Consider the following 13,794-nt stretch of genomic DNA (forward strand, 5'->3'; position numbering starts at 1 on the left):
TTTAAGCGATGGTCAAGTCCTTTGTTGATTCCGCTACCACCGTAGACGCCTCCCGGCCTTTTCCGCTCGGCGTCAGCGTCCCCCGCACGGGCAACCCGGCGGCGGACGACCCTCGGGGTGCCTTCGCCAACGTGGCGGTCTACGCACCGGGAGCGGCCAGCCTGGACATCGCCTACCAGGCCCCCGGTGGCACCTGGCAGCTGGAAACCCTGCCCAACGTCACGGACGGTGTCCACCACGGCATCGTCGAAGGAATGCCCGCCGGCTCGCGCTACGGACTGCGCGTCCCGCCGGAGGGGGACGCCCTGCCGCTGTCCGTCCCCACCATGGATTTCGACGCCGACGGCGTGCAGCCGCTGCTGCTGGACCCTTACGGCCGCGGCGTGGACGAGCGCGACGGTTTCACCACCAGCGTGCGGATGGCCGGCGACTTCGACTGGGGCGCGGACCATCTGCCGCGAACCCCGTGGCGTAACAGCATCATCTACGAGGCCCACGTCCGCGGCCAGACCATGCTGCACCCGGATATTCCGGAGCACCTCCAGGGAACCTACGCCGGGATGGCGCACCCTGCCATGGTCGAACACCTGATCGCGCTGGGGATCACCGCCGTCCAGCTCCTGCCCGTCCACTTCCATGTGGACGAGCTGCACCTGCAGAACCTCGGCCTGCCCAACTACTGGGGCTACAACACGGCCGCCTTCTTTGCCCCGCACCCCGGGTACGCCACCCAGGCCGCCCGCGACGCCGGACCCCACGCCGTGCAGGACGAGTTCAAGGGCATGGTGAAACTCCTGCATGCTGCCGGCCTCGAGGTGATCCTCGACGTCGTCTACAACCACACGGCCGAAGGCGGTCCCGACGGGCCGACCCTGAGCTTCCGCGGGCTGGGCGAGCTGGAGTACTACCGCCACGACGGCAACGGCAAATACGTGGACACCACCGGCTGCGGCAACTCGCTGAATTTCGGCGAACCCCGGGTGGTGCAGCTGGTCCTGGACTCCCTGCGGTACTGGGTGAACGAGTTCCACATCGACGGCTTCCGGTTCGACCTCGCCGTCACGCTCTGCCGTAACGCCAACAACGAGTTCGACCCCCGGCACCCCTTCCTGGTCGCGATCGCCGCGGACCCGGTCCTGTCCGAGACCAAGCTCATCGCCGAACCGTGGGACGTCGGCTACGGCGGCTGGCAGACGGGCCGCTTCCCGGCCGGCTGGGTGGACTGGAACGATCACTTCCGCGACGCCGTCCGGACGTTCTGGCTGGCCGACCGTGCAGCAATCGAAGCCGGCGGTCAGGGCGGCTCGGTGGCGCGGCTCGCGGATGCGCTCTCCGGTTCCGCGGCCTTGTTCGCGGCCTCGGGCCGGAGCCGGCTGGCCTCGGTCAACTTCATCACCGCGCACGACGGCTTCACCCTGGCGGACCTCGTCTCCTACGACCGCAAGCACAACGAGGCCAACGGGGAACAGAACCGGGACGGTCACGGGGACAACCGCAGCTACAACCATGGTTTCGAAGGGCGCACGGAGGACGAGGACGTCCTGGCCCGGCGCGCCCAGACCAGCCGAAACCTGATGGCCTCACTGATGATCTCGCAGGGCGTGCCCATGGTCACGGCCGGCGACGAGATCGGCCGCAGCCAGCAGGGCAATAACAACGCGTATTGCCAGGACAACCCCATCACCTGGATCGACTGGACCAGCACGCCGGAATCACACGCCATGCTGCGCAGCACCAAGCGCGTGATCCGGCTGCGCAAGGAGTTCCTGGCCGGCCAGCCGCACGATTACCCGGCCCGGGACCAGCAGTCCTACTTCCACTGGTTCGACGTCAACGGCGAACCGATGTCCGGCGAACGCTGGCAGGACCCGGGCCACCGGGTGGTCCAGCTCCTGCTGGGATCCGACGACGGCCGCGTCGACGGACTGGTGGTCATCAACGGCAGCGCCCAGGACATCAAGGTCACCCTCCCCTCGATCCCGGCCGACGACGGCGCCGGTCACCGGCTGTACGAGCTCCGCCTGACCACCTCTGAGCTCCATGACCGCCGCCAGGGGGTCCGCATCGCCGCCGGCGAGCGTGACGTGGTCCAGGCCAACACCATCAGCATCTACCGCGTCTGACGGCCCGCAGCATGCACATGGGACAGCACCAATGAACGCCCGACGGCTGGCCGGCCTGCTCGCCGTGCTGGCGGGCCTTGTGCTGCTGGCCTTTGTGCTGGGCGGACTCCCGCAGGCAGGGCCGTCCCAGCCCGGACCGGGTCCCGCCGCGGCCTCCCCGGGCAACCCCGGAGCGGGAGCCACCGTTTCCGGCGTCGCCAATCCATCGCAGCTGCCCGAAATCAGGGCCTCCGACCTGCCTCCGGAGGCCCGGAAGACCCTCGCCCTGATCGCCCGTGGCGGGCCGTACCCCTATTCCCGGGATAACGTTCCGTTCGGAAACTTCGAAAGAATTTTGCCGCGGAAATCATCGGGGTATTACCGGGAATTCACCGTGCGGACGCCGGGGGAGTCGGACCGCGGCGCCCGGCGGATCGTCACGGGCGCGGCCGGCGAAAAGTACTACACCGCTGACCACTACGAATCATTCAAATTTATCGCCGAAAACAAGTAAGGGCGCCATGAAATTCTTCTCCGGAGACACCTGGACGCTCGATGAGCTGCAGGCGCAAGTAGACGACGCCGGCCGCCGGGCTTTCGTGGTTCCACCCGCGGCCACCCGGAAAGACGTCCTGCAGGCCTTCGGCGAGGCGCTCGCTTTCCCCGGCCACTACGGCGCGAACCTGGACGCCCTCAACGACTCGCTCCACGACTTCGCCGACGCGGTCAGCGACGACGCCCAGCCGCCGGCCACGGTCATCTGGCAAGTCCCCGCCGCATTCCGCAGTGACCGCGCCTTCGGCATAGTCTGCGAAATCCTCCAGGACGCAGAACGCTACGCCGGCAAAGACCTAAAGGTCATAGCAGTCTGCCTCTAAGCGTCCCGCTAACCGGTCATGCGGAAGCGTGCGTCTAAGCGAGGAACGAGCGAGCACGCGGAGCATGGCCGTTTAGCGGAGCAGCCAGTGAGGAGGTAGAGAATCAGGCGTTGACAATCAAACCCAGTTCGGCCTTCGACGCCAGCCCCTCGTGCTTCGGCAGCACCCGGACGGTGTACCCGAAGGACCCGGACCGGTCGATCACCAGGGTCCCGCTGAACAGGTAGCGGCCCTTGCCGAGGTCCTCCACGGCCTGCAGCTCCGCCACGGTAATGTCCGTCAGCTCATCGCTGTCCTCGGCTCGGCCGTACGCCACCTCCACCGCCACGTCCTCCGGCCGCAGCGTGTGGAGTGCCACGTAGGCGTTTACCTGCAGGTTGTCGCCGATCTGAGGGTCCTCGGAGACGCCCACGGAGTCGACGTGTTCCACCTGGATCTGCGGCCACGCCTCGCGGACCTGTGAGGACCAGGCGGCCAGGGCCTTGGCCTCGGCGAAGTCGTCCGCCGTCGCGTGCCGTCCGGCGATGGCCGCCGGCCGGTACAGGACGTTGACGTAGTCCTGCAGCATCCGGTCCGCCGACACGGCCGGGCCCAGGTGCGCCATGGTGTGTTTGATCATCGAGACCCAGTGGGTGGGAACCTCCTGCGGCCCGGACTGGGAGGGGCCCGCGGCACCGGCCCCGTCGGAGACGGTGAGGCCGTAGAACTTCGGCGCCACCTGCGTCTCCAGCAGCTCATAGAGGGCCGACGCTTCGATGTCGTCGCGTTCCTCCGATGAGGCGTCATTGTTGGCCGTCGGGATCGCCCAGCCGTTCTCGCCGTCGTACATCTCGTCCCACCAGCCGTCCAGCACGGAGAGATTGAGAGAGCCGTTCAGGGCGGCCTTCATCCCGGAGGTGCCGCACGCCTCGAGCGGGCGGAGCGGGTTGTTGAGCCACACGTCGCAGCCTGGGAAAAGCGTCCTTGCCATGGCGATGTCGTAGTTGGGCAGGAACGCGATCCGGTGCCGCACGGCGGGATCGTCGGTGAAGCGGACCAGGTCCTGGATCATCTTCTTTCCGGCGTCATCCGCCGGGTGCGACTTGCCCGCAATCACCAGCTGGATCGGGTGGGTCTTGTGCAGCAGCATGGCCTTGAGCCGCTCCGGGTCGCGCAGCATCAGCGTCAGCCGCTTGTAGGTCGGCACACGGCGCGCGAACCCGATGGTGAGGACGTCCGGATCAAGCACCGAGTCGGTCCAGGACAGCTCGGCGTCCGCGGCGCCGCGTTTCTTCCAGGCCGCCCGGAGGCGTCGCCGGACGTCTTCAACAAGGGAGACCCGCATCTCGCGGCGGAGCGCCCACAGGGCCTCGTCCGTGACGTTGTAGGCCAGGTCCCAGCGGCCCTCCGTCTCGGCATCGGAGCCGAACTGGGTGCGCGCGAGCTGGGACACCCGGGGGTCCACCCAGGTGGGTACGTGAACGCCGTTGGTCACGGAGGTGATCGGCACCTCGGCGTGGTCGAAGCCGGGCCAGAGCGCGGAGAACATCCCGCGGGACACCACACCGTGCAGCTTCGCAACGCCGTTGGCCCGCTGCGCCAGGCGCAGACCCATCACGGCCATGTTGAAGACGAAGGGGTTGCCGTCGGTGAAGTCCTCCCGGCCAAGGTCCAGGATCTTCCCGATCGGGACATCGGGCGCCAGGCCGGCGGTGAAGAAATGCTCGATCTGCGAAGTCTCGAAGCGGTCAATGCCGGCCGGGACCGGGGTGTGGGTGGTGAACACGGTCGAGGCCCGGCCCGCGGTGAGGGCTTCTTCCCAGCTCAGCGGATGCTCGCCGGACATCAGTTCCTGGATGCGCTCGACGCCCAGGAAGCCGGCGTGGCCCTCGTTGGTGTGGAACACCTCCGGGGCCGGAGCGCCGGTGAGCCGCTGGAAGGCGCGCAGGGCCTTAACTCCGCCCATGCCCAGCAGCAGTTCCTGCTGCAGCCGGTGATCCCCGCCGCCGCCGTAGAGCCGGTCGGTGATGCCGCGGGCGGCGTCGTCGTTGCCTGCCACGTTCGAATCGAGCAGCAGCAGCGGAACGCGGCCGACGTCGGCGCGCCACACGTGCGCCAGCAGGCGCCGGCCGTGGGGGAGCGGCAGGGAAATCTGGATGGGCCGCCCGTTGCCGTCCGGAGCAGGTTCGCGGAGCAGGGTCAGCGGCAGGCCGTCCGGGTCCAGGACCGGATACGTTTCCTGCTGCCAGGCGTCCCGGGACAGGGACTGCTTGAAGTAGCCCGCCTGGTACAGCAGGCCGACGCCGATCAGCGGAACACCCAGGTCCGAGGCGGCCTTTAGGTGGTCGCCCGCCAGGATGCCGAGGCCGCCGGAGTACTGTGGCAGCACCTCGGTGATGCCGAACTCGGGAGAGAAGTAGGCGATGCAGCGGGGCGCGTCCTCGCCCAGGCCCTGGTACCAGCGGGGCTGCTCCAGGTACCGGTCCAGGTCCGCGGCCGCTTCGTGGACCCGGCGCACCACGTCCTGGTCCGCCGCGAGGCGCTGCAGTTCTTCCCTGCTGACCAGGCCCAAAAAAGTCACGGGATCGTGGGCGCTCTCGGCCCACGCGTCAGGGTTCAGCTGCTCGAAAAGCTCCCGGGTTTCGAGGTGCCACGACCAGCGGAGGTTGGTGGCGAGCCGCGCCAAAGGCCGGATCGATTCGGGAAGAACGGTTCGGACGGTAAACCTGCGGATAGCCTTCACCTGCGAAACACTAACGGACATCTCCGGGCCCCGGAACAGCTTTGGGTTTCTTTCCGGTAAATGTCATATTGCCGCCGGGAATCACCCGAAAAAAAGTGAGCCGCCTTAGCATTCTGACCCATTTGTAGATAACGTCGAGCCTGTGACGACTAACTCGCGAACCAGTGCCGTGTCCAAGCAAAAGCCGAAGGTCCTGATCACCGAGGGCCTGAAATTCGGCAGGTTTCCCATCACTGCCGTGCAGCCTGCGGTCGAGGACGGGAAGTTTCCCGCCAAGGCTGTAGAGGGCGAGAGCATCGTCGTGGGGGCCACCGCGTTCCGGGAGGGCCACGACATGCTGGGCGTCAGCGCAGTGTTGCTGGATCCCCGTGGCAAGGAGCGGCAACGGGTCCGGCTCGCGCCGCCCCGCGGGAAGCGGGGAGCGGGCACCGATCGCTGGGAGGGCCGGCTGACGCCCTCCGGCACCGGCCGGTGGTCCTTCGTCATTGAGGCCTGGCATGACCGCTACGGCACCTGGCACCACAACGCCGAGGTCAAGGTCGAAGCCGGCATCGACGTCGAACTGATGCTGGCCGAGGGCGCTGCCCTGCTGACCGAGGCGTCCGAGGACCCCACCAGGCCCTCCGCCGACCGGCGGACGCTGCGGATCGCCGTCGTCGGACTCTCCGACGGCTCGAAGACGCCCGAAGAGCGGCTCGCCGCCGGCTTCAGCCCGGCCGTGGCCGGCGTCATCGCCCGGCAGCCCATCCGGGAACTGGTGACGGCCACGGAGCCGTATCCGCTGCTGGTCGAGCGTGAGCTCGCCGGGCGCGGCGCCTGGTACGAATTCTTCCCGCGCTCCGAGGGCGCTGTCCGCAACCACGAAACCGGCGAATGGACCTCCGGAACGTTCCGGACCGCAGCGAAGCGACTGGACGCCGTCGCCGCCATGGGGTTCGACATCATCTACATGCCGCCGATCCACCCGATCGGCACCCAGCACCGTAAGGGCCCGAACAACACCCTGCTGGCCGGTCCGCACGACCCCGGCTCCCCGTGGGCGATCGGTGCGAAAGAGGGCGGACACGACGCCATCCACCCGGACCTGGGCACCTTCGAGGATTTTGATGCCTTTGTGGCCCGCGCCGGCGAACTCGGACTGGAAGTCGCCCTGGACCTGGCCCTGCAGGCCGCCCCGGACCACCCCTGGGTGCAGAGCCACCCGGAATGGTTCACCACCCGGGTCGACGGCAGCATCGCCTACGCCGAGAACCCGCCGAAGAAGTACCAGGACATCTTCCCGCTCAACTTCGACAACGACCCCGCCGGGCTGTCCAACGAGATCCTGCGGATCGTCCAGCTCTGGATCAGCCACGGCGTCAAGATCTTCCGGGTGGACAACCCGCACACCAAGCCCGTGTGGTTCTGGGAATGGCTGATCGCCAAGGTCAACAAGAAGAACCCCGACGTCGTCTTCCTCGCCGAGGCGTTCACCCGGCCCGCGATGATGCACGCCCTGGGCCGGGCGGGATTCCAGCAGTCCTACACGTACTTCACGTGGCGCAACACCAAGGAGGAGCTGGAGACCTACTTCGAGGAGGTCAGCCACGAATCCCCCGCGTTCTTCCGGCCGAACTTCTTCGTCAACACCCCGGACATCCTCACCGAGTACCTCCAGTTCGGCGGCCCGGCGGCGTTCAAGATCCGCGCCGCGCTCGCCGCCACGGCCAGCCCTACCTGGGGCGTCTACGCCGGCTTCGAACTCTACGAGCACGTGGCCCGCCCCGGCGCGGAGGAGTACATCGACAACGAGAAGTTCGAATACAAGGCCCGTGACTGGGAGGCAGCCGCGGAATCGGGCCGGACGCTGGCCCCCTACCTGACCCGGCTCAACGAAATCCGGCACACCCACCCGGCCCTCGGGGACCTGCAAAACCTGACCGTGCACGCCAGCACGGACGACGCCACCGTGGTGTACTCAAAACACAAGACGCTGCCGGACGGCACCAAGGACACCCTGATCATCGTGGTGAACGTGGACCCGCACGGTACCCGGGAGAGCACGGTCTCCCTGGATCTGGCCGCCCTGGAGCTCGATCCGGAGAACCTCACCGCCAACGGCGGCTACATCGTCGATGACCTGCTGACCGGCGAAAGCTGGGAGTGGGGGGAGTACAACTACGTCCGCCTCGACGCGCACGTCGAACCCGCCCACATCCTGAGCATCCGGAGGTAGCGCCAATGAGCTTCAGCCCGAGCAATCCCAACCAGCACTTCACCCCGAAGGGGACTTTCGAACTGAACGCGCCAGGCCTCCAGCACGATCCCCACTGGTACCGCAAGGCGGTCTTCTACGAGGTCCTGGTGCGCGGGTTCGCGGACGGCAACGGCGACGGCTCAGGCGACTTCCACGGCCTGATCGAGCGGCTGGACTACCTGCAGTGGCTCGGCGTCGACTGCCTGTGGCTCCCGCCGTTCTTCCAGTCCCCGCTGCGCGACGGCGGCTACGACATCTCGGACTACAACTCGGTCCTGGACGAGTTCGGCACCATCAGTGACTTCAAGCGGCTCGTCGCGGAGGCCCACGCCCGCGGCGTCCGGGTGATCATCGACCTGCCCCTGAACCACACCTCGGACCAGCACCCCTGGTTCCAGGAGTCGCGCAAGGACCCCGACGGGCCGTTCGGGGACTTCTATGTCTGGAGCGACACGGACGAGAAGTACCAGGACGCCCGCATCATCTTCGTTGACACCGAGGAATCGAACTGGACCTTCGACCCGATCCGCCGCCAGTTCTTCTGGCACCGGTTCTTCAGCCACCAGCCTGACCTGAACTTTGAGAACCCCAAGGTCATCGATGCCTTGTTCGACGTCGTACGGTTCTGGCTGGACCAGGGCATTGACGGTTTCCGCGCCGACGCCATCCCCTACCTCTTCGAAGAGGAGGGCACCAACTGCGAAAACCTCCCCGCCACGCACGAATTCCTGCGCCAGCTGCGCCGGATGGTCGACGAGAGCTACCCGGGCCGCGTGATCATCGCCGAAGCCAACCAGCCGCCGGCCGAGGTGGTGGAGTATTTCGGTACCGAGGAGGAGCCGGAGTGCCACATGGCGTTCCACTTCCCGATCATGCCCCGGCTGTACTACGCCCTGCGGGACCAGAAGGCCGCGCCGATCATCGAGACGATGAAGGACACCCCGGACATCCCCGAAGGCGCCCAGTGGGGAACGTTCCTGCGCAACCATGACGAACTGACCCTGGAAATGGTCACCGCCGACGAGCGCGCGGCGATGCTGGGCTGGTACGCCCCGGATCCGCGCATGCGGGCCAACATCGGTATCCGCCGCCGGCTGGCGCCCCTGCTGGACAACTCGCGCTCGGAAATCGAACTGATCAACGCCCTGCTGCTCTCGCTGCCGGGAAGCCCGTTCCTGTACTACGGCGACGAGATCGGCATGGGCGACAACATCTGGCTCGAGGACCGTGACGCGGTCCGCACCCCGATGCAATGGAACCCGGACCGCAACGCCGGTTTCTCCCACGCGGACCCGGGCAAGCTGTACCTCCCCGTGATCCAGTCGCTGGTCTACAACTACAGCATGGCCAATGTTGAGGCCGAGGCCGCGCACTCCGGTTCGCTGCTGCGCTGGACCCGGCAGATCCTCAGCGTCCGGAAGAACCACCCGGCCTTCGGGCTCGGCTCGTTCCAGCACGTCGAGGCCGACCACGACGTCGTCCTGTCCTACCTGCGCGACCTGCCCGCGGGCAACGCCGCGGGCGAGGACGCGGAGACCATCCTGTGTGCCTTCAACCTCTCCCAGCACCCCGTGGCCACCACCCTGCGCGTGCCGCAGTTCGCCGGGCGCGGCCTGCGGGACGTGTTCGGCGGCCAGGCGTTCCCCGCAATCGCCGACGACGGCACCCTGACCCTGACGCTGGGCAGCCACGACTTCTTCTGGCTGCGGATCCGTTCGGCCGCGTCCAATCCGGCCTCGCCCCACACCCAGGCGATGCCCATCCTGTCCATCGAAGGCTGACATGACCCCGCCCACCCTTACCCCCGCGCTGGACGCCCTGCTCCGCAGCTGGCTTCCCCGCCAGCGCTGGTTCCCCGTCAAGAGCGCGCACTTCAGCTTCGAACCGGCCGGCCGGGTACGCCTCGACGCCGGCCCGGCCGATCCCGGACCGGACACCCGGCCGGTGCTTGAGGTGCTGCTGCTGGCGGTGACGTACCCGACGGCAGACGGCAACCGGACCGACGTCGTGCAGGTGCCCCTGACCTTCCGTACCCTGCCGCTGGCCGGCGCCGGGGCCGCACTGCTCGGCGAGCTCCCGGCGGACGGCTCGGACGCGCCCCACGGATGGATCTACGACGGCGTCCACGATCCGGCCTTCATCGCGGCGTGGCTGGAGCTGATGCGCCAGCGCGGCGCCGCGGCCGACGGTACGGCGGGCGGCCACCTCGTTGACTCCGGATACCGGCTGCCGCACGCGACCGGCAAGGTCCGGGTCCTCTCCGGCGAGCAGTCCAACAGTTCGGTCATTGTGGACGACGGCGTCTCCGCTGCCATCCTCAAGTTCTTCCGGGTCCTGTCCGAGGGGCAGAACCCCGAAGTCGAGATCGGGGCAGCCCTGACCACCGGCCGGACCGCCGAAGTGCCGGCCACCCTCGGCTGGGTCACCGGCGAATGGAGCAGCCCCTCCGGCGGCGCCGACGCCGCCGTTCCCGGGCGGACGGCCCGCGGGGAACTTGCCGTCGCGCACGAGTTCCTCGCCGGCGGCCTGGACGCCTGGCGCCTCGCTGTGGACGCGGCCCGCACCGGGACCGGATTCACGGCCGAAGCGCGCGCCCTCGGCGTCGCCACGGCCACGGTGCACCGCCGCCTCGCCCAGGCTCTGGGTACAGGAGCCGAAGCCGTGCCCGGCCGGGACATCGCTCCCGGCGTCGCCCAGCGGGTCCGCCAGTCATGGGCGCAGGCCAGTGCCGCCGTCGGACCGTTCGACGGCGAACTCGAGGAATTGCTTTCCCGGCTCGAAAGCAGCAGCGCCGGCCAGCTGCAGCGGATCCACGGCGACCTCCACCTCGGCCAGATCCTGCAGGTCCCCGGTTCGGCCGGCCAGCCGGCGCGCTGGGCCATCCTCGACTTTGAGGGCGAGCCCCTCCGGCCGATCTCCGAACGCAATTTTCCGGATGTGCCGCTCCGTGACGTCGTCGGCATGCTGCGCTCCTTTGACTACGCCGCCGGGGCCGCGGTCCGCGAATACGACGGCGCCGTTGTTCCCGCCGGCTGGGTGGACGACTGTGCGGAGGCCTTCCTGGCCGGCTACGCCGAAGTCACCCCCGGCACGATCGACCGCGACTCACCCCTGTTCGTGGCGTTGTGGCTCGACAAGGCTCTTTATGAAGTTGTTTACGAACTACGGAACCGGCCGGACTGGCTCGCCATCCCGGTGAACGCATCCCGTCGTCTCCTTGGCAGTACAGGTTCCGGCGTTCCCGCCGAAACCGCAGTGGAAGGTAACACAATGACTGGTTCAGCACGTACCGATCGACCCGGCGTCCCGCTTCCCGTGGACGCGGAGACCCTTGCCCGGGTCGCCGCCGGGGAACACCACGCGCCGCACTCGGTCCTCGGCGCGCATCTTGACGACTACGGCCACGTCACCATCCGCACCGTGAAGCACCTCGCGGAGGCCGTCTCCGTGGTGACCGCCGCCGGCAGCTACCCGATGACCCACGAATCCGCCGGCGTGTGGGTGGCCGTGCTGGATCCGCTGGACGAAGGGCACGTCCCGGACTACCGGCTCGAGGTCAGTTACGAAAACCAGGCGCCCCAGCAGGCCGACGAGCCGTACCGATACTTGCCGTCGGTGGGCGAAATCGACCTGCACCTGATCGGCGAAGGCCGGCACGAGCGCCTCTGGGACGTCCTGGGTGCCCACGTCCGGCACTACAAGTCCGTCCTTGGTGACGTCGACGGCGTTTCGTTCGCAGTGTGGGCCCCGAATGCCCAGGCGGTGCGGGTCAAGGGCGACTTCAACGGCTGGGACGGCCGGGAATTCTCCATGCGTTCCCTCGGATCCTCAGGGGTGTGGGAACTCTTTATCCCCGGCGTTGTAGCAGGGGCGTGCTACAAGTTCGAGATCAAGACCAAACACGGCAACTGGGTGGAGAAGGCCGATCCGCTGGCGTTCGGTACCGAGATTCCGCCGCTGACCGCCTCCCGCGTTGTCGAGCCGTCCTACGCCTTCAAGGACGAGGATTGGATGAAGGCCAGGGCCGCCCGCAACCCGCACGAGGCCCCGATGAGCGTCTACGAGGTCCACCTCGGCTCGTGGCGGGTGGGGCTGGATTACCGGCAGCTGGCCAAGGAACTCGTGGAGTACGTGAAGTGGCTCGGCTTCACCCACGTGGAGTTCATGCCCGTCGCCGAACACCCCTTCGGCGGCTCGTGGGGCTACCAGGTCACGTCCTACTTCGCCCCGACCTCGCGGTTTGGCCACCCGGATGAGTTCCGGCACCTCGTGGACGAACTGCACCAGGCCGGCATCGGCGTCCTGCTGGACTGGGTGCCGGCGCACTTCCCCAAGGACGCGTGGGCACTGGCGAAGTTCGACGGCGATCCCCTGTACGAACACTCGGACCCGAACCTCGGCGAACACCCGGACTGGGGCACCCTGATTTTCGACTTCGGCCGCCGCGAGGTCCGCAACTTCCTGGTCGCCAACGCCCTCTACTGGCTGGACGAGTTCCACATCGACGGGCTCCGCGTCGACGCCGTGGCCTCGATGCTCTACTTGGACTACTCCCGCGAGGAGGGCCAGTGGCAGCCGAACCGTTTCGGCGGCCGGGAGAACCTCGAAGCGATCTCTTTCCTGCAGGAGGTCAACGCCACGGTCTACAAGACCCACCCCGGCGCGGTGATGATCGCCGAGGAATCTACCGCGTTCCCCGGCGTCACCGCCCCGACGAGCCAGGGCGGCCTGGGCTTCGGCATCAAATGGAACATGGGCTGGATGCACGACTCGCTCAAGTACATGGCCGAGGACCCGTACAACCGGAAGTGGCACCACGGCACCGTGACGTTCTCCATGGTCTACGCGTACACGGAAAACTTCCTGCTGCCGATCAGCCATGACGAGGTGGTGCACGGTAAGGGCTCGATGCTGCGCAAGATGCCCGGTGACCGCTGGCAGCAGCTCGCCAACCTGCGTGCCTTCCTGGGCTACCAGTGGGCGCACCCGGGCAAGCAGCTCATTTTTATGGGCACCGAATTCGGACAGGAAGCGGAGTGGTCCGAGCAGCATGGCCTGGACTGGTGGCTGGCCGATATCCCCGCGCACCGCGGCGTGCAGCTCCTGACCAAGGACCTCAACGAGCTCTACAGCTCCACCCCGGCACTGTACGAACGGGACAACGATCCCGACGGGTTCCAGTGGATCAACGGCGGGGACGCCGACCGCAACGTCCTGACGTTCATCCGCCGGGACGCCGACGGCAACGCGCTCGTGTGCGCCCTGAACTTCTCCGGCGCACCGCACCAGGACTTCCGCCTCGGCGTTCCGGCCACGGGCCAGTGGCAGGAAGTCCTGAACACGGACGCCGCCGCCTATGGCGGATCGGGGGTCCTGAACGAGGGCACCCTTGAAGCTTCCGACGACGGCGTTGACGGCCAGCCGGCCACGCTGACCGTGACGCTCCCGCCGCTGGGCGCCGCCTACTTCAAGGCCCTCAGCTAGGCCCGTTTCGTGCCCGCCGCCGCAGTGTGCGCCGGCGGGCACGGGCGTCCTCCGGGACGGATTGGTCAGCCCGCGAAAACGGTGGTAGAGTTTATTTCCGCGCTGCTCCCCGGGGTTGATCCGCTAAGAAGACCAAGAAGCCAATGGCAAGACTGAGTCGGAACGCTGATTTGACCAGGGTGAAGCGGCCCGGTAAGTTTGAAAAGTTGCTCCGGAGCGAGTCGCGGCCCTGTATTGGGGTTGTGGTGGTGCCGGGTGTGTCTGTTGTTTGAGAACTCAATAGTGTGCCAAGTTTGTTGATACCAATTGTTTTATTGATTGGTTGTTTTGGCTGTGTTGTCCACCCCGTGGATGGCATGGTTTTTACAGCTG

General features: G+C 67.5%; 8 protein-coding genes. 6 read left to right on the top strand and 2 right to left on the bottom strand.

Annotated elements, in window-relative coordinates; genetic code table 11:
- The first annotated feature begins 8 nt into the window (after positions 1-8).
- From glgX to AC1DHY_RS14925, 3 genes are read left to right on the top strand one after another with little or no spacing between them, the layout of a single operon-like run.
- On the top strand, positions 9-2,123 hold the full coding sequence (gene glgX / locus AC1DHY_RS14915; protein ID WP_476903847.1) for a glycogen debranching protein GlgX: 2,115 nt from the start codon (positions 9-11) through the stop codon (positions 2,121-2,123).
- 31 nt (positions 2,124-2,154) lie between these two features.
- The gene (locus AC1DHY_RS14920; protein WP_476879992.1) at positions 2,155-2,616 is read left to right on the top strand and encodes a guanyl-specific ribonuclease; all 462 of its coding nucleotides are present in this window, start codon (positions 2,155-2,157) and stop codon (positions 2,614-2,616) included.
- Positions 2,617-2,623: 7 nt separating this feature from the next.
- On the top strand, positions 2,624-2,980 hold the full coding sequence (locus AC1DHY_RS14925; protein WP_476879991.1) for a barstar family protein: 357 nt from the start codon (positions 2,624-2,626) through the stop codon (positions 2,978-2,980).
- A gap of 103 nt (positions 2,981-3,083) precedes the next feature.
- Here AC1DHY_RS14925 and glgP read toward each other — a convergent pair whose 3' ends face one another.
- Complete coding sequence (gene glgP / locus AC1DHY_RS14930; RefSeq protein WP_476879990.1) at positions 3,084-5,702, bottom strand: alpha-glucan family phosphorylase; 2,619 nt, start codon at positions 5,700-5,702, stop codon at positions 3,084-3,086.
- A gap of 142 nt (positions 5,703-5,844) precedes the next feature.
- Here glgP and AC1DHY_RS14935 point away from each other — a divergent pair, with 142 nt between their 5' ends.
- The 3 genes from AC1DHY_RS14935 to AC1DHY_RS14945 are packed head-to-tail and all read left to right on the top strand — an operon-like array spanning position 5,845 to position 13,422.
- Complete coding sequence (locus AC1DHY_RS14935) at positions 5,845-7,917, top strand: alpha-1,4-glucan--maltose-1-phosphate maltosyltransferase (RefSeq protein ID WP_476903848.1); 2,073 nt, start codon at positions 5,845-5,847, stop codon at positions 7,915-7,917.
- Positions 7,918-7,922: 5 nt separating this feature from the next.
- Positions 7,923-9,719 carry a maltose alpha-D-glucosyltransferase gene (gene treS, locus AC1DHY_RS14940; protein ID WP_476903849.1) on the top strand — a complete coding sequence of 599 codons (1,797 nt, stop codon included), beginning with the start codon at positions 7,923-7,925 and terminating at the stop codon, positions 9,717-9,719.
- Position 9,720: 1 nt separating this feature from the next.
- Complete coding sequence (locus AC1DHY_RS14945) at positions 9,721-13,422, top strand: 1,4-alpha-glucan branching enzyme (RefSeq protein WP_476880057.1); 3,702 nt, start codon at positions 9,721-9,723, stop codon at positions 13,420-13,422.
- A 91-nt stretch (positions 13,423-13,513) separates the two neighbouring features.
- Here AC1DHY_RS14945 and AC1DHY_RS14950 read toward each other — a convergent pair.
- A partial coding sequence (locus AC1DHY_RS14950; protein ID WP_476903850.1) for a hypothetical protein occupies positions 13,514-13,794 on the bottom strand: 281 nt, incomplete at its 5' end.

The sequence above is a fragment of the Arthrobacter sp. 05L44 genome (genome assembly GCF_056397605.1).